Source organism: Flavobacterium bernardetii (assembly GCF_011305415.1).
GTDB classification, from domain to species: domain Bacteria; phylum Bacteroidota; class Bacteroidia; order Flavobacteriales; family Flavobacteriaceae; genus Flavobacterium; species Flavobacterium bernardetii.
Genome location: NZ_JAANOQ010000001.1, coordinates 925,388 through 945,027 on the forward strand (window position 1 = coordinate 925,388; position 19,640 = coordinate 945,027).

Consider the following 19,640-nt stretch of genomic DNA (forward strand, 5'->3'; position numbering starts at 1 on the left):
AAGAATTCAGCTCAATATCTGAGTTGGAAAACAAATAATTTTTTATAATGCAAAAAATTCCAAGTGTAGACTTACGTGATTTCCTGTCGGATGACCCGACACGTAAACAAAAATTTGTAAATGAAATCGGAAAAGCATACGAAGACATAGGTTTCGTAGCATTAAAAGGTCATTTTTTAGATGACAAATTGGTTGAAAACTTATATGCTGAAGTGCGAAATTTCTTCAGTTTACCAGTTGAAACTAAAGAAAAATATGAAATTCCAGGGATTGGAGGTCAAAGAGGTTATGTTTCTTTTGGTAAAGAACACGCTAAAGGTCGTTCAGCTGGAGATTTAAAAGAGTTTTGGCATTTTGGACAATACGTTTCAGAAGGATCAAAATACTCAGGAGAATATCCAGACAATGTAACCGTTTCTGAATTACCAAACTTCAATAGTACTGGTAAAGAAGCCTACAAAATGATTGAAAAAACAGGTGTTTATGTGTTAAGAGCTTTAGCACTTCACCTTGGTTTAGATGAATTTTATTTCGACAAGTATATTACTGACGGAAATAGTATTTTAAGACCAATTCATTACCCACCAATTACAGATGAACCTAAAGACGGTGCAGTTCGTGCTGCAGCTCATGGTGACATCAACTTGATTACTTTATTAATGGGTGCTCAAGGTAAAGGTTTACAAGTACAAAACCATGAAGGACAATGGATTGATGCAATCGCAGAACCAGATGAAATGGTAATTAATGTGGGAGACATGTTAGCACGTCATACCAACAATAAATTAAAATCAACGATTCATCAAGTGGTAAATCCACCAAGAGAATTATGGGGAACTTCACGTTTTTCTATTCCATTTTTTATGCATCCTGTTAGTGACATGAATTTAGATTGTTTACCAGAATGTATTGATGAAAATAATCCAAAATCTTTTGAAGACATTACCGCTGGTGATTTTTTACATGAAAGATTAGTAGAATTAGGATTGATTAAGAAATAATAATTCATAAAATTCTAAAATAAAAATTCCAAATTCCAAGTAAAATTGGGGTTTGGTTTTTTGTTTAAAAGCTTAGAACTATACGCCATATTAGCAACATTTAGGACGCGGATAAAACGAGTTTACTTCGTAAAACGCAGATTAAAACAGATTTAAAACACAGATTTAAGAAATTTGATTAATTTGAGAAATCTTTTATTTGTTTTTATTAAAAATTAAACGCCTTAAAAAAAATGAAAAATTTCCCTCATCAAGAATTAACAAAACAAATTATTGGGATTTATTATAATGTTTACAATGAATTAGGTTATGGATTCCTTGAAAAAGTCTACCATAACGCTATGATTATTGAACTAAAAAAGAATGGTTTTGAGATTGAAAACAAAAAAAAGATTAATGTTTATTATAAAAATGATTTAGTAGGAGAATACGTTCCAGATATCATCGTAAATAATTCAGTAATTATTGAATTAAAAACAGTAGAATATCTTTTAGAAGTTCACCAAAGTCAAATTCTAAATTATTTAAAAGCAACTTGTTGTGAAGTTGGAATTCTTTTAAATTTTGGAAAAGATCCACAATTTATCAGAAAAATATTCACCAACAATTTCAAAAAAAATAAATTTTAAAATTTTAATGATTTCTCAAATTTCTCAAATCTGTGTTACAAAACAAAATAGATAATGGATTTACAAGACCAACTAAAAAACCTATTCCCAGACCACGTTCCTTCTAATGAACCAGAAGAAACGGAAGAAGCAGCACACGAATTATACGTTCAAAAAGAGCCTATGATTTGTAAGTACGAAAAACGTAAAGGAAAAGCTACTACAATCATTGAAGGTTATGAAGGAACTGACGAAGACTTTAAAATACTTGCTAAAGAAATCAAAACAAAATTGAGCGTTGGCGGTAGTTTTAAAGATGGAGCCATCATTCTTCAAGGCGATTATAGAGATAAAATAATGAAAATGCTTCAAGACAAAGGTTTCAAAACCAAACGTGTTGGAGGATAAATTAATAATTGCTTAAAGCTTATAGCCTAAAGCATAATGCAATAGACATGATAAAATCATCAGAATTAATATTAAATCCAGATGGAAGTGTATATCACTTAAATCTTAAACCTGAGAACATTGCGCACGATATTATTTTTGTGGGTGATCAGGAACGTGTATCAAAAATCACGCAACATTTCGATAGTATTGAATTTTCGACTCAAAAAAGAGAGTTCAAAACAGAAACTGGAATCTATAAAGGAAAACGCTTAACCGTTCAATCTACTGGAATTGGTCCTGATAATATTGACATCGTTTTCAATGAATTAGACGCTTTAGTGAATGTCGATTTAAACACTAGAGAAATCAAAGAAAATCACACCGCTTTAAACATTGTTCGTATTGGAACTTCTGGTTCTTTACAAGCTGATATTCCCGTTGACAGCTGGGTTATGAGTAAATATGCAATTGGTTTAGACAACATGCTTCGCTCCTATTTAATCGAAGAACATTCTGTTTCAGAACTAGAAGATGCTTTCATCGCTCAAACGAATTGGGATTTAAGAAAAGGTCGCCCAACTGTTGTGCCTTGTGCGGAAGCTTTAGAAAATAAAATCTATTCGGATAAATTCCACAAAGGTTTCACTGGAACTGCTGGAGGATTTTATGGACCACAAGGTCGTGTTGTTCGTTTAAACATTCAAGATCCGCAATTAAATAGCAAAATGGATGCTTTCAATTACAACGGAACACGTATGACGAATTTAGAAATGGAAACATCGGCCATTTATGGTTTAGGAAAATTATTAGGTCATAATTGTTTGTCGTTAAACGCTATTATTGCTAACAGAGCGGTTGGCGAATTTAGTTCGAACCCTGAAAAAACAGTTAATGAGCTAATTGCTTATACTTTGGATAAATTGATTGGATAAAATTGGTACGCAGATTTAACAGATTTACTTTGTAAAAACGCAGATTAAAACTGATAAAGGCAACAATAAAATTAGTTTTCCGATTTAATAAAAGTAGGTAAAAAAATTAATTAAAATCAGTAAAATTAGCGTTTCGCTTTAGCGAATCCGTTTAATCCGCGTACCAAAATATGAAATTTCGCTTTGCCAGACATACCAACGATTTAGATAAACTTAAACTATTTTATACCACTATTTTAGGTTTTGAAGTTCTAGGAAGTTTTGAAAATCATAATAACTATGATGGAATTTTTCTTGGAAAACAAATCTTAGATTGGCATTTAGAATTCACACAAACTGATGAAATCGTTGCATTCAATTTTAATGAAGATGATATATTAGTATTTTATCCTGAAACCATAGTAGAATATAATGTACTGATTGAAAACATTTCTAAAAATAACATCAATTTTATTGCATCTAAAAATCCATATTGGAATACTAATGGGAAAATGATTTTAGATCCAGATGGCTATAGAATTGTTATATCGAATTTAAAAGCAAAATAAAACTATACGGATTAAAGAAATTATTCTAATTTTTAAAATTTCTCAAATCTGTGTTTAAAAAACAATTATGAATTTTAAAGTGGAATCAATCTTTGAAACATACAATGAACTAATAGGAATATTTCTATTTAATACCTTTTTTATTTTTCTTGTATTATCAATAATTTCAATTTTTAAAAAGAACTTAATTGAATATGAATACCTGAAAATATTTGCTTTTATTTTAATTTTCATTGGTGTTTTTGATTTTGCACTTTATATTATTAATGAAAATTTTAATTATGAAAGAATGACAGGTAAATATGGAATATTCTATATCTTAATGTTAGTTTTTCATTGTTTTTTTCCTTTGATCTTATTGATACCTAAAATTCAAATAAAAATAGTTTCCTTTTTAATAGTTTTATTTTTAATGCAAATGGGAAGATTTTTTGAATTAATTGTAATTTTAACAACGAGTTTTCACCGAGATTATTTACCTTAAAAAATGAAATAAATCAGCGTTTTCGCTTTTGTGAATCCGTTTAATCAGCGTACCAAAATATGAATTTAATTATAGAAACCCCACGCCTAATCCTTCGACCATTTGAAAAATCAGATGCAGAAGAATTGTTTGATATGGACAAAAACCCGAATGTTCACAAATACTTATGGTTAAAACCTGTGGAAAGTATTGATGAAGTGTATGCTTCTATTGAAATGGTTCAAAAACAATATGAAGAAAGAGGAATCGGAAGATTTTCTACGATTTTAAAAGAAACTGGAGAATTAATTGGCTGGACTGGCATTAAATTTGTGAACGATCATGTTGAAAATGGGAATACTAATTTTTATGATTACGGCTATCGTTTAAACGAAAAATTTTGGAATAAAGGTTTTGCATCTGAAGCTACCAAAGCTTGGTTTGATCATGGTTTCAACGAAATGAAAATTGAAACAATGCATGCTTACACACATGCTGAAAATGGCGCTTCCAATCATGTTTTAGAAAAATATGGCATGCAATTTATGGAAGAATATACTGCAGAAGATGGCATCAATTGGAAATGGTGGCAAATGAAAAACCCCTTTTTATAGAAATTAGTAAAGAGTCAATTAATTAATGTTATGATTGAAACGTTTTACATAGAAACTGAAAGAACCATTTTGCGAAACCTTACAAGTACTGACGCAGAAGATTTTTATTTACTTAACCTTGACCCAGATGTTTTGAAATATACTGGTGATCAACCATTTAAAAATATAGAATCTGCTAAAAAATTTCTTGATGAATATGACCAATTTGAAAAATATGGTGTCGGTCGACTTGCAGTAATTGACAAAAAAAGTTTAAAATTTATTGGTTGGTGTGGGCTCAAATATGATCAAGATAAAGATGAATTCGATATTGGATTTCGTTTTTATAAAAAGTATTGGAATATGGGTTTTGCTACTGAAACTGCACGAAAATGTATTGACTTTGGTTTTAACAAATTAGGAATCCAAAGAATTGTTGGAAGAGCAATGAAAGAAAATATCGGTTCAATTAAAGTTCTTGAAAAGATTGGAATGATATTAAAAGATGATTTTAACTTTGAGAATCAAGAAGGAGTAATTTTCAAAATAAAAAACGAAAGAGAATTTGAGAATTTAATTGAAAGAGTAAAACAAATCCCATACGGCAGAAACGCAAATCGTCATGATTTTTCGTTAGTTATTTCTGAAAACAAAGGAACTTGTAGTTCAAAACATGCGTTTTTAAAAGATTTTGCTAACGAAAACAATATTTCAAATGTGAAATTATACATCGGAATATTTAAGATGAATGAAGAAAATACATCAAAAATATTTCCATTACTATCTGAAAAACAAATTGATTTCCTTCCAGAAGCACATTGTTATTTAAAAGTTGATGGAATACCTTTAGATGTTACCACTTCAGAATCTTTTTATGATAAAATTGAAAATGATATTTTAGAAGAAATCGAAATAGAACCAATACAAGTTGCAGAATATAAAGTTAATTATCACAAAGAATATTTAAAAAATTGGATTATTGAAACCAATCAAAATAAAACTTTTGAAGAAATTTGGGCAATTAGAGAAAATTGTATTCAAAAGCTTTCAAAATAATCTATTCACAAAACCATTTAACCTTTTAAACTTCTAACTCTTAAACTAAAAATGAAACTAGTAAAAATAGCAGGTGTACCAGAACATTTCAACTTACCATGGCAAATGTGTATTGAAAACGGTGAATTCCATGAAGCCGGAATCGATTTACAATGGACAGATGTTCCAGAAGGAACGGGTAAAATGTGTCAAATGCTTCGTGATAACGAAACAGATATCGCCGTTATTTTAACCGAAGGAATTATTAAAGATTTAACCGAAAACCCACACAGTTCAATAGTGCAAGTTTATGTGAAATCGCCTTTAATTTGGGGAATTCACGTTGATGAAAAAGCTAATTATACTACTATTTCCGATTTAGAAAATAAAATTTCTGCTATTAGTCGTTTTGGTTCTGGTTCCCATTTGATGAGTATTGTTAATGCACAAAAAAATGATTGGGTAACCAACGAAATTCAATTTGAAATAGTGAACAACTTAGATGGCGCGATTTCTAGTTTATCAGAAGGAAAATCAGATTATTTCATGTGGGAAAAATATACTACAAAACCTTTAGTCGATAATGGAACTTTTAAACGTGTTGGCGAATGTCCAACGCCTTGGCCTTGCTTTGTTATTGCAGTTAGAAATGAGTTTTTAGCTGAAAATAAATCGGTTGTTGCGTTGATTTTAGATATTATAAACGCTACAACAGAAGAATTCAAACAAATTCCAAGTATCGACAGAACTTTAGCGACGAGATACAACCAAAAATCAGAGGATATTCAGCAATGGTTGACGCAAACACAATGGAGTCAGAAAAATTTAGACGAGAAAACTTTCGATAAAGTTCAAAATAAACTTTCCGAGTTAAATATCATTTCAAAAAAAGCAGAATTTACTCAAATCGTAAAAAAAGCATAAAAAAGCAATCAAGTTAAGTTCTGGCACAAATTTTAACTACTTTTGAATTCAATAAAAAATTCGAATTCTCGTTATAAAAAAATGACATTTTCTCTGAAATCTCTTTTCGATAAAATTTCCGTTTGGCTTACAGCAAATAAGCTCAGAGAAAATGTCAGTATTATAACTTTAGCTTTTTTAATTTGCATTCCCATCTTCATCTATTTTAGAAAAAATATTTTTTATTTCGATGCAGAAATCCCAATTGATAAAATCTTAATTTTTTTAGTTTTACTATCACTGTTTGTTTTTATCTTAAAAGTATTCAGAAAGAAAATAGCATATTCCATTTCACTTTATGTTATAATCTTCTTAATTGCTTCTACACAAGGAAACTACACGCTTTTTCAAGTCATAAATGCCTATAAAATTATTTTCTTAAGCGACCAAATGCAAAAAGAAGAAGCAGTTTTAGAGCAAAAAACATTGAAACCCTTTCCAAACAAAACTAGAGTTTATGAAAGTGTCGATTTTTTAAATTCGAAAGTCAGAAATTTTGCTCTATTTGCTATCAACAAGCATTTTACAAAAACTCCAAATTATGTGGCGAATCGAAAATTAATTCAATATTTTGCCGTTTTTAAAGAAATAAATGCGCGTTGGAATTATGTAAACGATCCAAAAGGTCAAGAATATTTTGCTAGCGGAAGTGAAAGTTTACTTTATTTTTCTGGAGATTGCGACGATCATGCTATTTTAATGTGTTCAGCGATTAAATCTATTGGAGGAAGTATGCGATTGATTCACACAGGAAAACATATGTATCCCGAATTATTAATTGGAACTGCAAAAGACTTGGAAATTGCTACCTATTTAATTAGTAGTGAGTTATTTCCAAAACAATCTAAACACAAAACCATTTATTTTCATCGCGATGAAAGAGGAAAAATTTGGCTGAATTTAGATTATACAGCACGATATCCAGGTGGACCATTTTTAGGTGAAGAAGTTTTAAGTATTTTAGATTTACAAGAACCTGAACTTACCAGTCAATCTGGGTTTTTCCAATAGTTTTTAAATAGTCATTGGCTTGACTAAAATGTTTGTTCCCAAACCAAAATCCTCTATTGGCGCTCAATGGAGATGGATGTCCAGATTCTAAAACCAAATGCTTTTCTCTATTAATTTTCAAACCTTTTTTATGTGCAAAACTTCCCCAAAGCATAAAAACAACATTTTCATAATTTTCTGAAATGTAATTAATTACATCGTCTGTAAACAAGTTCCACTTTAAGTGTTTATGACTATTCGCTTCGTCTTTTCTAACGGTTAAACCTGCATTTAAAAGTAAAATTCCTTGTGCAGCCCAACGTTCTAAATTTCCGTTTGTTGGTAAAAATATCGAATCAAAATCGGAATTAATTTCCGCAAAAATATTCTTTAAGGAAGGCGGGATTTTCACACCATCATTTACCGAAAAACACAAACCATTCGCCTCACCTTCTCCATGATATGGATCTTGACCAATAATAACCACTTTTAAATGATCTAACTTGCATGTTGAAAAAGCATGAAATATCAATTCTTTTGGCGGAAAACAAACAGAAGTATTATATTCATTTTCAACGTCTTGCATTAATTTTAAAAAATAATCTTTTTGAGTTTCTATTTCAAAAAATGGTTTCCAAGAAAAATCAATATCTTTATCGAGCATATTTATAGTTTTTACAAATATAAAAACTTTATCTTTTGTAACTTTGCGAATATACTAGAATTAAAGAATGATTTCAATTACCGATAAAACACTAAAAGATTTAGAATTTCATACCATTTTACAAACCATTTCTGACCGATGCAATACAGAAATTGGAATGGAAAAAGCACTTCAAATTCAGCCCTTCAAAAGCAAAGAAATCTTGTTTTCAGAATTGGCTTATACGAATGAATATGTTTCTTCTTTTACGAATAATAACGCTTTACCTAATCATGGTTTCGAAACGGTAACTAGTGACTTGAAATTACTAGCGATTGAAGATAGTTTTCTAGAATTAGCTGCGATTAAAAAAATATTAGATTTAAGTAAATCTACCAATGAATACTTGAAGTTTTTAAAGAAATTCAAGGAATATTATCCCGAATTATTTCAGAAATCAGCTGAAATTGAGTTTACACCTTTTATTACGAAATCTATTGAAGAAATCGTCAATAAATATGGTGAAATTAAAGACGATGCATCTCCTGATTTAGTCAATATCCGAAGAAGTATTAATGTAGTTCGCGGTAAAATCAACCAGAGTTTTGGAATGGCTTTATCGCACTTTAATTCTTTAGGTTATTTGGATGATATTAAGGAAACTGTTGTAGATAATCGTAGAGTTTTAGCGGTTCAAGCGATGTATCGAAAGAAAGTCAAAGGTTCTATTTTAGGAAATTCTAAAACAGGAAGTATTGCGTATATCGAACCAGAAACAACTTTAACTTATTCTCGAGAATTAAACAATTTAGAGTTTGAAGAAAGAGAAGAAATTATGCGAATTTTACGCGTACTTTCTGCTACAATCAGACCTTATGCGAACTTAATTGCACAATATCAAGATTTCCTTTCCGATATTGATGTGATTGCCGCAAAAGCGAAATATGCAAATAGAATTAACGGAATTCTTCCAAAAATTAATGATGAAAAGCGTTTGTTTTTTAGAGAAGCCTTCCATCCTATCCTGCTTTTAAATAACAAAGCCGAAAACAAACCCACTTTCCCGCAAACCATTGAATTAGAAAGTAATAACAGAATTATTGTGATATCTGGACCAAATGCTGGTGGAAAAACCATTTCCTTAAAAACCATTGGTTTATTACAATTGATGTTGCAATGTGGAATGCTAATTCCGGTTCATGAACGAAGTGAAACCTTTTTATTTGATAGAATTTTAACAGATATTGGCGACAATCAATCTATTGAAAATCATTTGAGTACGTATAGTTATCGTTTGAAGAATATGAATTATTTCTTGAAAAAATGTAACGATAAAACCTTATTTTTAATTGACGAATTTGGTACAGGTTCCGATCCAGAATTAGGTGGTGCTTTAGCGGAAATTTTCTTAGAAGAATTTTACGACAGAGAAGCTTACGGAATTATTACAACTCATTATACGAATTTAAAAATCTTAGCTAACGAATTGCCTTTTGCTAGTAATGCCAACATGCTATTCGATGAAAAATCTTTGGAACCAATGTATAAATTGCATTTGGGTCAGCCAGGAAGTTCGTTTACGTTTGAAGTCGCACAGAAAAATGGAATTCCGTACGGATTAATTAATCGTGCGAAAAAGAAAATTGAAGGTACAAAAGTACGTTTTGATAAAACGATTGCTACTTTACAAAAAGAGCGTTCTAAAATGGAAAAAACTTCTGTTTCCTTGAAAGAAGAAGAAACCAAAGCGCGTGAAGAAAGCAAGAAAATGGAATCTATCAATAGTAAAATTCAAGATAAATTAGAACGTTATCAGGAATTGTATGATGCCAATCAGCGTTTGATTTACATGGGTCAAAAAATTGATGATATTGCGGAGAAATATTTCAATAATAAAGATAAAAAGACTTTAATTGGTGATTTTTTGAAAGTCGTTGAAATTGAAAATTCGAAACGTAAAAAAATATCTGCTAAAGAGAAAAAAATCAAAGAAGTTGTTGAAAAACAAGTAATTGAAGAAGTCAAAGTTAAGGTAGAAGAAATTCGCATCGAGAAAAAAGAAAAGAAAATTAAGGCCAAATTGGTTCCAGAAAAACCTCTTGTGGTTTTAAAAGTTGGAGATCGAGTTCGAATGAAAGATGGAAAAGCCATCGGAACCATAGAAAAAATTGAGAAAAACAAAGTTTCTGTGAACTATGGCGTTTTCATGTCGAAAGCGAATTTGGACGATTTGGAATATGTACAGCCGTTGTAATTTGTTATACTTCAACTATTTAGTTTATCTATTTATTTCGTCTTAAACTTTATAAATAAAACTTTTTTTTTATAAATTCATACAGGAATTATAATTTTTTTTGTAAATTCATTTTTTATTAATTGCTTAATAGTCTCATTCATCTGAAAAACAAGATATATTCATTACGAATAGAAACCCTCCAAATCTTGTTAATTTACTTTTATATATAAATTTAAATTATTTGCAGAAGATGAAAACAGCTTATGAATATTTAATTATTGAACTGCACTATCTTTATTAGTTTACTGACACTTAGCTAATATTAAAATATGCGGATTCATTAATTTTATAATACCGAAGAGAAAGACTATAATACGTAAAGAAAACAATAGTTCTCAATTTTGATCAAATATCGTAGTATGAATTTTCCTGCAAAGGATTTTTTTAAATGATAATATTAATTATTCCAATATTAATGGCTTTTATATAAATCTTAATCATTGATTTACAATTAAATACGTTTGTTTTAAATAAGCAACACATGTTTTTTTGTATTTATTTGTAGTTGTATTCACTTCTATTTTTGAATTAAGAAAAAATAATTACTATATGTTTTGGGATTGAATTTCAAGTATTAAAAACAAAATAATTTTTCGAAAAAAATTTCTAGTAAATGGTTATACTAATTTTTTCAAAATTTTAAAATTAACTTTAAATCAAGTATTTATGAAAATTAAATTTTTAACATTATTATTATTTTGTTTTACAATTGGAAATTCACAAGTAACTAATTTACTTAGTGGATTAAATAACGGGATTACTAATTTAGTAGTTTTTGAAAACAATATTTATTTTAGTTCTTTTTCGAATAAAACAATTTATAAATACCCTGTAACTGGAAATAGCTCACAATCTCCAGAAGTTTTTAGAGTTTTAACAAGTAATCCAACGCAATTATTATTACATAATAATGATTTATTTATCGCCACAGAGCAAACAAGTCATATTTATAAAATAAATTTATTAGCTACTGACACTACTCCAATTGAAGTCACAGACATTTATGGCCCAATGGTCATTAAAAACAACTTTTTATATGTTGGTCAGTATGTAGATTCAAAAATTGTTAAAATAAACTTATCAAATGATATTAAAACTGACTATTTAACTGGTTATAAGCCTAATTATTTTAATCTTCAAGGAGATGACTTATATTTTACATCAAATACTACAAATAAACTATATAAAATAAATCTTATAAATAATAGTTTGAATATAATTTTACAAAATTTAAATTATGTCTCTGGAATTGTAATCGAAAATAATATTTGTTATTTATGTGAAAGTCAATCAGATAAAATTTCATATTACGATTTAAATAGTAATCAATTCATAAACTTTGTTTCACTAACTTCAAGTTCTTGGCCAAATGGAATAACTATTTATAATGATACAATTTATTTTATTTCAACTGTTGGTGGACAAGTTTCTAGTATTCCAATTTCAACATTAGGAATACCAACAAATCAAAAAAAAACGTATACCATTTATCCAAATCCTACTACAGAATTATTAAATATATTAACAGATGAAATTTTAGAAGAATTTCAAATTTTTGACACAACTGGAAAAGAAGTATTAAAAGGAAAATTTGAGACTAATCACATAAATGTTACTCAGTTACAAGCTGGCGCTTATATTTTAAAAATTAAGAATTCTATAACTCGTTTTGAAAAAAACTAATACAAACTTTCCCCATTTAAATCGGTAGTCAACACATCACTCATATAATTGAAAAATGGTCGCATCGCAGCAAAAGTGGCGATTACTTCTTCTTTAAAATTTGGTGATAAAACTTCTTTGTTTGTAAATTTTCTCGTCAATAAATATTGTTTTTTTCTAATCAAATCAATATTTGGATGTGTTTTATCAAAGTTTTTTGGAGCGGTTTTTAATTCTTCACCTTGTAAAGTTCCGAAGATTTTTTTGAAAGAATCATCAGCGATAATTTCTCTCAAATCGGAAGCGTCTAATTCTAATTCTTTACGGATTCGTAATAAATCTTCGTTGTTAGGTTCCCAAAATCCGCCACCAACAAAGCTGGCGTCGTTTTCAATATGCAAATACATTCCGCCACGAAGCATAGGCTTAGTTCTAGAAAACCCAACAGAAAAATGATTTTTATAAGGTAATTTATCTTTAGAAAAACGTACATCTCTATAAATTCTGAACACTTGCATTTTTTCTAAACTATCGATTTTTTCTAATTCTGAAAATACTTCTGTAAAAAAAGCTTTTGCTAAGTTATTTTCGGCTTCAAAGCGTTTTTTATTTTCGGTAAACCAATCGCGGTTGTTATTTTTTGTCAGTAAGTCTAAAAATTCAAAGGTTGAGTTTGTTAGCATGTTTTTAAGTATATTTGAATTATAAAAATAGTATTTTAAACACAGATTTCACTGATTTACACAGATTATTTAATTGACACATCAACCTAATTGGCTAATTGTCTCATTGATTTATTGGCTAATTAATCTCGCTCCTGTTCCGTTTTCCAAACTATAAATCGTTTTTCCAAAATCAATAGAAATTCCGGTTGCGATATCTTTTTCCAATAATAAAGCGCCGTCCATATCTACATAATCTAAAAAAGGTAACAGATGTGCAATCGCAGAAATTCCGATAGTTGATTCGGTCATACAGCCGACCATTGTTTTCAATCCAAGAGATTTAGCTTGTGCAATCATTCGTAAAGCTGGTGTAATTCCACCGCATTTCATTAATTTGATGTTGACACCGTGAAAATAGTTGTGACATTTTAAAACATCTTCTTCTTCAATACAGCTTTCATCTGCAATTATGGGTAAAACGGAATGTTTAAACACTTCAGCGTGACCTAAATAATCATCCGCTTTTAATGGTTGTTCGATAAATTCTACACCTAAATCTTTTAAAATAATAGCATTTTTTACGGTTTCTTCGACTGTCCAACCGCAATTGGCATCGACACGGAAAATGGCGTTGGTTTCTTTTCGTAACACTTTTACAATTTCAATATCGTTGGGAGTTCCTAGTTTGATTTTATAAATCGGCCAAGGCATTTCCTTCATTTTTGAAACCATTTCATCAATGGTAGAAATTCCAATCGTATAATTTGTTAATGGATTATTTGAAATATCTAAATTCCATAATTCGTATAATTTTTTGCCTTTTTTTCGAGCAAATAAATCGTGGAAAGCAATATCCAAAGCACATAAAGCGAATCGATTATGAGTTAAAAGTGGATTTAAAATGTTCCAGAATTCATCCGGAGAAAGATTCCCTGATTTTTCAATTATTGGAATGATTTCAGTAATATCAGATGCAATTTTGTGTTTATCTAATTCGTAATACGCATTTTCTGTTGCTTCTCCAAAACCAGAAATCCCATCGCTAATTAATTCTACAATTAACGTGGGTTTTATATCAAACGATAAACGAGAAATTTTAAAATTGTGTTTTAATTTTAAGTCGTAATGATGAAGTTTTACTTGCATTTTGTTAGAATTTAAACTTAGAGAAAAAGATTCTCGATACATTTTTGTTTCGTTTCACTTCACAAAAACACTCGAACTGACGTTACTAAAAATATTATTTAGAACCTCCTAATCGATCTTCAATAAATTCAATTTGTGTTTTTCCGTGTGGTTTTGACTTTCCTTCTTCGTCTAAATTTACCATCGTAATATTATCAATCGTGATGATTTTTTCACGTGTCATCATATTTCGAACCACACATTTTAATACTAATGAAGAATTTCCGAATTTCACTACATCAATACCAATTTCAATAATATCGCCTTGTTTGGCTGCGCTCATGAAGTTGATTTCACTCATGTATTTCGTAACCACTTTCGGATTTTCCAATTGTACGATGGAATACAACGCCGCTTCTTCATCAATCCAAGCTAGTAATTGGCCTCCAAATAAGGTTCCGTTTGCGTTTAAATCTTCGGGTTTTACCCATTTTCTAGTATGAAATCTCATCTTTAGTTTAAAAGTTTGAAGGTTAAGAGTTTAAAAGGTTTTGTGTTAAATTGTTATGTAAATATAAAAAAAATGGAACACTAAAAACTGAAAACTGCCAACTTTTTATTTCTCTCTACTTTTCAAAACTTCCACCACATCATTTAATTTAAAACCTTTGGCTTGCAGTAAAATAAGGTAATGAAACAATAAATCGGCGCTTTCAGATAAGAATAAATCATCGTTATTATCTTTAGCTTCAATAACAACTTCTACGGCTTCTTCACCAACTTTCTGAGCAATTTTATTCATTCCTTTTTCGAATAAAGATGCTACATAACTTTTTTCTGAAGTCGCGTTTTCTTTTCGTTCTTGAATCGTGTTTTCTAGTTTTGAAAGAAAGCTATAACTCGAATTGTTTTCTTCTTGCCAACACGTATCTGAACCTTTGTGACATGTTGGTCCAACTGGATTGACTTGAATTAACAATGTATCGTTATCGCAATCGTTTTTAATTGATACTAGGTTTAAAAAGTTACCACTTTCCTCGCCTTTTGTCCATAATCTGTTTTTAGAACGACTGAAAAAGGTCACTTTCTGAGTTTCTAATGTCGTATCTAAAGCTTCCTGATTCATATAACCCAACATTAAAACCGTTTTAGTTTCATTATCTTGTATGATCGCAGGAATTAATCCGTTGTTTTTAGTAAAGTCTATATTCATAATAATTTGCCACAAAGGCGCTAAGTCGCTAAGTTTTTTTTTGTTTTATGCTGATTTTTTAAACGCAGATTGGAGAAATTTTTAAAATTTTTATAATTTCTTTAATCTGTGTTGTTAACTATATTCTTACTTCTATATTCTGTTTTTTCAAAAATTGTTTTAATTCTGTAATTTCTATTTCTCCGAAGTGAAACACACTGGCTGCTAAAGCGGCATCCGCATTTCCTTTTTCGAAAGCATCTACAAAATCCTGCATATTTCCAGCACCACCAGAAGCAATAATTGGAATATTTACTAATTGTGAAATCGTATGTAAAGCTTCATTGGCGAATCCGTCTTTGGTTCCGTCATTTTCCATTGAAGTGAATAAAATTTCACCTGCTCCACGATTCGCAACTTCTACAGCCCAATCGAATAAATTAATATCTGTAGCTTGTTTTCCACCAACCAAATGCACTTTCCAAATTCCGTCAATACGTTTGGCATCGATTGCAACCGCTACACATTGACTCCCAAATTTTTGCGCCAATTGATTAATTAAATCGGGGTTTTTGACTGCTGATGAATTTATAGAAACTTTATCTGCTCCGTTTTTAAGTAAATTTTCAACATCTTCAACAGAATTAATTCCGCCTCCAACCGTAAATGGAATATTTATGGCTTCCGCAACTTCTCGAACTAAATTTAGTAACGTACTTCTTCGTTCTTCCGTTGCTGAAATATCTAGAAAAACCAATTCATCAGCGCCAGTTTCCGAATATTTTTTAGCTAATTCTACAGGATTTCCAGCATCAATTAAATCTATAAAATTTACTCCTTTTACCGTTCTTCCGTTTTTAATATCCAAGCAAGGAATGATTCTTTTTGTCAGCATATTATTTAGAAATTATATAGTTTTCAAGCTGTTTTAACGAAATTCGATCTTCATAAATCGCTTTTCCGATAATTACACCTTCGCAACCTAATTCGGCTAATTTAGGGATTTCGTCAAATTCTGAAATTCCACCAGAAGCGATTAATTTGATATGATTTGTGTTTTCTTCTGTATTACAGTGTTCCAAAATTTGTTTATAAACGTCAAAACTTGGTCCTGTTAACATACCGTCTTTACTGATATCTGTACAAACCACATAACTAATTTTGTTTTGCAAATAATTGAATATAAATGGCAATAAATCTTCTTGAGATTCTTTTTTCCATCCTGAAATTGCAATTTTTGCTCCTGTTTCATACGGATTAAAATCGGCACCTAAAATCATTTTTTCTGCACCGAATCTTTCAATCCATTTTATAAATTTTTCAGCATCTTTAACGGCAATACTTCCGCCTGTAATTTGGTTTGCTCCTGAATTAAAGGCGATTTTCACATCACCGCTAGTTTTAATTCCACCTCCAAAATCAATTTTTAGATTAGTTTTAGTAGCAATAGTTTCTAAAACTTTATGATTCACAATTTTACCTGTTTTAGCACCATCTAAATCAATCAAGTGTAAATATTCAATTCCGTGATCTTCGAAAGATTTCGCGACATCAAGTGGATTATCGTTATAGATAATTTTTGTATTAAAATTTCCTTTTGATAATCGCACACATTTTCCATCAATGATATCAATTGCTGGAATAATTCTTATTTTATTATTGTTCATTTTATAAATTCAAAAAGTTATCTACTATTTTTTCGCCCCATTTTCCGCTTTTTTCAGGATGAAATTGTACTCCATAAAAATTGTTATTTTGTAAAGCTGAAGCATATTCTAGCTCATAATTTGTATTCGCAATCGCTAAATCTGAATTCGGAACATAAAAACTATGTACTAAATACATGAATTCGTTTTCTTCTATATTTTCAAATAATTTCGACTTCAAATTGTAAATCGTATTCCAACCCATTTGTGGCACTTTTACAGCTGATGAAAATTTAACAACATTCACATCAAAAATTCCTAAACCCTTAGTATTTCCTTCTTCAGAAGAATTACACATCAATTGCATGCCCAAACAAATTCCTAAAACCGGTTGTGTTAATGTTGGAATAAGTTGATCTAAACCACTTTCTACAAGCATTTTCATCGCACTACTCGCCTCGCCAACACCAGGGAAAATCACTTTATCCGCTTGTTGAATTTCGATTGGATTTTTAGACAAAATAGCTTCAAAACCTAATCTTTTTATGGCAAATTGAATACTTTGTATGTTTCCAGCGCCGTAATCTATAATTACTATCTTCATTGTTTTTTTGGTTTCAGGTTTCAGGTTTCAAGTTAACTTTAAACAAAAAATAACTTGAAACTTGAAACAAAATTTAAAGCATTCCTTTTGTACTTGGCAAAATCATTTTCTCCACATCTCTTTTAACAGCTACTTTTATGGCTTTTGCGAAAGCTTTAAAAATGACTTCAATTTTATGATGTTCGTTGGTTCCTTCAGCTTTGATGTTTAAATTGGCTTTGGCACCATCAGTGAACGATTTGAAAAAGTGATAAAACATTTCTGTTGGCATTTGACCAATCATTTCACGTTTGAAATCGGCTTCCCAAACCAACCAGTTTCTTCCACCAAAATCAATAGCAACTTGGGCTAAACAATCGTCCATTGGCAAGTAAAAACCGTAACGTTCTATTCCTAATTTATTTCCTAAAGCTTTGGCGAAAACTTCTCCTAAAGCAATCGCAGTATCTTCAATAGTGTGGTGTTCATCGACTTGTAAATCGCCTTTCACTTGAATATCTAAATCCATTTGGCCGTGACGTGCGATTTGGTCTAACATGTGATCGAAGAAATGCAAACCTGTGTTAATATTACTTTTTCCAGTTCCATCTAAATTGACAGCAATAGAAATATCAGTTTCATTCGTTTTTCTGATAATTGAAGCCGAACGGTTTTCTAATTTTAAGAATTCGTATATTTTTTCCCAATCGTTTGTTTCAAAGGCAATTGTTTCTGCAATTTGTGTTTCATTAAGAGAAATTTCAGCGGTTCCTAAATTGGTATTATCATTGATAAAAATGGCTTTTGAACCTAAGTTTTTAGCTAATTCTACGTCTGTTAATCTGTCGCCAATTACGAAAGAGTTTATTAAATCGTAGTCTTCTGAAAAATATTTGGTTAGCATTCCGGTTCTTGGTTTTCTGTTTGGAGAATTTTCAGCTGGAAAACTTTTATCGATGCATTCCTCTGAGAAAAACACGCCTTCACCTTCAAACGTTTTCATAATAAAATTGTGCACTGGCCAAAACGTACTTTCTGGAAAAATATCCGTTCCTAATCCGTCTTGATTGGTAACTAAAACCAATTCATACTCTAATTCTTTGGCAATTTTACCTAAAAACGACAAGCATTTTGGATAGAAATACATTTTATCAAAAGCATCAATTTGGTAATCGGAAACTTCTTTGATCATAGTTCCATCTCGGTCGATAAATAATACTTTCTTTGCCATTATAATACTTTTAAGGTGTTGATTAATTTTAAATTTTCAGCTGATGTTCCGATAGTAATTCGCAAACAATTTTCACATAATGGTTGAGTAGTTCTGTTTCTAATTACAATACCATTTTCTAATAATTGCTGATATCTTTTATTCGCATTATCTACTTTTATCAAAATAAAATTAGCATCAGAAGGATATACTTTTTCAATAAATTTAACCTGAAGTAACTGTTTAAATAAAAACTCTTTTTCTATTTGAATACCAGATACTTGTTTAAATATTTTTTTCGTGTTTTCTAACTTTTCTAACGCTTTATTTTGAGTTAAAATATTTACATTATAAGGTGGTTTAATTTTATTTAAAACCGCAATAATTTCTATTGATGCATATAAAATTCCCAATCGAATTCCAGCCATTCCATATGCTTTTGACAAGGTTTGAAAAATGACTAAATTAGGATAATCGTTAATTTCAGTTAGCCAACTTTCTTTCGAAGAAAAATCAATATATGCTTCATCTAAAACTACTAAACCATTGAAGTTCTTAAGTAAAGTTACGATACTTTCATCTGAAATTGAATTTCCAGTTGGATTGTTGGGTGAACATAGAAAAATGATTTTTGTATTTTCGTTAACTTCAGATAAAATTTGTTCTACATTCGGTTCAAACTCATCATTAAGTAAAACTTCTTTATTTTCTATAGCATTCAAATTCGCTAACACGCCATACATTCCGTAAGTTGGTGGCAACGTGATTACATTATCTTTATTAGGTTCACAAAATGCACGAAATAATAAATCTAATACTTCATCGCTTCCATTACCTAATAAAATTTGATTTTTTGATACTTTTTTAATTTCAGAAAGCAATTTTTTAACCGATTTTTGCTGTGTATCTGGATAGCGATTGATACCATTTTCATTTGGATTTTCATTCGCATCTAAATAAATCATTTTTTCTTCAGCATCTTGAAACTCATCACGAGCAGAAGAATAAGATTGCATGGTTTTTATGTTATCTCTGATTAATTTATCTAAATCCATTTTCGTTTCTTTTAAATACTTTTCCATTGTCAGAATAATA

At 30.0% G+C, this 19,640-nt stretch carries 22 protein-coding genes; 12 read left to right on the plus strand and 10 right to left on the minus strand.

Going from position 1 to position 19,640, the window contains the following annotated elements:
• The first annotated feature begins 47 nt into the window (after positions 1-47).
• The 10 genes from G6N05_RS04520 (at position 48) to G6N05_RS04565 (ending at position 7,544) form a co-directional block, all read left to right on the plus strand.
• On the plus strand, positions 48-1,001 hold the full coding sequence (locus G6N05_RS04520) for an isopenicillin N synthase family dioxygenase (protein WP_166125351.1): 954 nt from the start codon (positions 48-50) through the stop codon (positions 999-1,001).
• Positions 1,002-1,234: 233 nt separating this feature from the next.
• Positions 1,235-1,630 (plus strand): GxxExxY protein, encoded by a 396-nt coding sequence (locus tag G6N05_RS04525; protein ID WP_166125352.1) that lies wholly within the window; start codon positions 1,235-1,237, stop codon positions 1,628-1,630.
• Positions 1,631-1,684: 54 nt separating this feature from the next.
• Positions 1,685-2,017: a translation initiation factor gene (locus tag G6N05_RS04530; RefSeq protein WP_166125353.1), complete on the plus strand. Its 333-nt coding sequence runs from the start codon at positions 1,685-1,687 to the stop codon at positions 2,015-2,017.
• 47 nt (positions 2,018-2,064) lie between these two features.
• Positions 2,065-2,931 (plus strand): nucleoside phosphorylase, encoded by an 867-nt coding sequence (locus G6N05_RS04535; RefSeq protein ID WP_166125354.1) that lies wholly within the window; start codon positions 2,065-2,067, stop codon positions 2,929-2,931.
• 170 nt (positions 2,932-3,101) lie between these two features.
• Complete coding sequence (locus tag G6N05_RS04540; RefSeq protein ID WP_166125355.1) at positions 3,102-3,479, plus strand: VOC family protein; 378 nt, start codon at positions 3,102-3,104, stop codon at positions 3,477-3,479.
• Between the two features lie 67 nt (positions 3,480-3,546).
• The gene (locus G6N05_RS04545; protein ID WP_166125356.1) at positions 3,547-3,963 is read left to right on the plus strand and encodes a hypothetical protein; all 417 of its coding nucleotides are present in this window, start codon (positions 3,547-3,549) and stop codon (positions 3,961-3,963) included.
• Between the two features lie 59 nt (positions 3,964-4,022).
• Positions 4,023-4,556, plus strand: coding sequence for a GNAT family N-acetyltransferase (locus G6N05_RS04550; protein WP_166125357.1), 534 nt, complete (start codon positions 4,023-4,025; stop codon positions 4,554-4,556).
• A gap of 30 nt (positions 4,557-4,586) precedes the next feature.
• Entirely contained in the window at positions 4,587-5,591 is a 1,005-nt protein-coding gene (locus tag G6N05_RS04555; RefSeq protein ID WP_166125358.1) for a GNAT family N-acetyltransferase, read from the plus strand.
• Positions 5,592-5,642: 51 nt separating this feature from the next.
• Positions 5,643-6,494, plus strand: a complete 852-nt coding sequence (locus G6N05_RS04560; RefSeq protein WP_166125359.1) for a substrate-binding domain-containing protein — start codon at positions 5,643-5,645, stop codon at positions 6,492-6,494.
• An 81-nt stretch (positions 6,495-6,575) separates the two neighbouring features.
• Positions 6,576-7,544: a transglutaminase gene (locus G6N05_RS04565; RefSeq protein ID WP_166125360.1), complete on the plus strand. Its 969-nt coding sequence runs from the start codon at positions 6,576-6,578 to the stop codon at positions 7,542-7,544.
• Here G6N05_RS04565 and G6N05_RS04570 read toward each other — a convergent pair.
• Complete coding sequence (locus G6N05_RS04570) at positions 7,516-8,187, minus strand: uracil-DNA glycosylase (RefSeq protein ID WP_166125361.1); 672 nt, start codon at positions 8,185-8,187, stop codon at positions 7,516-7,518. The two genes, G6N05_RS04565 and G6N05_RS04570, sit on opposite strands and share 29 nt — an antisense overlap.
• A 67-nt stretch (positions 8,188-8,254) precedes the next feature.
• Between G6N05_RS04570 and G6N05_RS04575 the strand changes: the two genes are divergently transcribed.
• Positions 8,255-10,420: an endonuclease MutS2 gene (locus tag G6N05_RS04575; protein WP_166125362.1), complete on the plus strand. Its 2,166-nt coding sequence runs from the start codon at positions 8,255-8,257 to the stop codon at positions 10,418-10,420.
• Between the two features lie 708 nt (positions 10,421-11,128).
• A complete protein-coding gene (locus tag G6N05_RS04580) occupies positions 11,129-12,145 on the plus strand; it encodes a T9SS type A sorting domain-containing protein (RefSeq protein ID WP_166125363.1) in 1,017 nt (338 codons plus the stop codon).
• Here the strand turns inward: G6N05_RS04580 and G6N05_RS04585 are convergent.
• The 9 genes from G6N05_RS04585 to hisC form a co-directional block, all read right to left on the minus strand.
• Positions 12,142-12,807 (minus strand): DUF2461 domain-containing protein, encoded by a 666-nt coding sequence (locus tag G6N05_RS04585; protein ID WP_166125364.1) that lies wholly within the window; start codon positions 12,805-12,807, stop codon positions 12,142-12,144. The genes G6N05_RS04580 and G6N05_RS04585 overlap by 4 nt on opposite strands.
• A 111-nt stretch (positions 12,808-12,918) precedes the next feature.
• Entirely contained in the window at positions 12,919-13,935 is a 1,017-nt protein-coding gene (locus tag G6N05_RS04590; protein WP_166125365.1) for a dipeptide epimerase, read from the minus strand.
• A gap of 94 nt (positions 13,936-14,029) precedes the next feature.
• Positions 14,030-14,425 (minus strand): acyl-CoA thioesterase, encoded by a 396-nt coding sequence (locus tag G6N05_RS04595; protein WP_166125366.1) that lies wholly within the window; start codon positions 14,423-14,425, stop codon positions 14,030-14,032.
• A gap of 105 nt (positions 14,426-14,530) precedes the next feature.
• The gene (hisIE, locus tag G6N05_RS04600; RefSeq protein ID WP_166125367.1) at positions 14,531-15,127 is read right to left on the minus strand and encodes a bifunctional phosphoribosyl-AMP cyclohydrolase/phosphoribosyl-ATP diphosphatase HisIE; all 597 of its coding nucleotides are present in this window, start codon (positions 15,125-15,127) and stop codon (positions 14,531-14,533) included.
• A 118-nt stretch (positions 15,128-15,245) separates the two neighbouring features.
• Positions 15,246-16,001 (minus strand): imidazole glycerol phosphate synthase subunit HisF, encoded by a 756-nt coding sequence (gene hisF, locus G6N05_RS04605; RefSeq protein ID WP_166125368.1) that lies wholly within the window; start codon positions 15,999-16,001, stop codon positions 15,246-15,248.
• Between the two features lies 1 nt (position 16,002).
• Positions 16,003-16,758: a 1-(5-phosphoribosyl)-5-[(5-phosphoribosylamino)methylideneamino]imidazole-4-carboxamide isomerase gene (locus G6N05_RS04610; protein WP_166125447.1), complete on the minus strand. Its 756-nt coding sequence runs from the start codon at positions 16,756-16,758 to the stop codon at positions 16,003-16,005.
• A 16-nt stretch (positions 16,759-16,774) separates the two neighbouring features.
• Positions 16,775-17,356 (minus strand): imidazole glycerol phosphate synthase subunit HisH, encoded by a 582-nt coding sequence (hisH, locus tag G6N05_RS04615; protein WP_166125369.1) that lies wholly within the window; start codon positions 17,354-17,356, stop codon positions 16,775-16,777.
• 73 nt (positions 17,357-17,429) lie between these two features.
• Positions 17,430-18,566, minus strand: a complete 1,137-nt coding sequence (gene hisB, locus G6N05_RS04620) for a bifunctional histidinol-phosphatase/imidazoleglycerol-phosphate dehydratase HisB (protein ID WP_166125370.1) — start codon at positions 18,564-18,566, stop codon at positions 17,430-17,432.
• Positions 18,566-19,627, minus strand: a complete 1,062-nt coding sequence (gene hisC / locus G6N05_RS04625) for a histidinol-phosphate transaminase (protein ID WP_225875124.1) — start codon at positions 19,625-19,627, stop codon at positions 18,566-18,568. Before hisC ends, hisB begins: the two co-directional genes overlap by 1 nt.
• Positions 19,628-19,640: the final 13 nt, after the last annotated feature.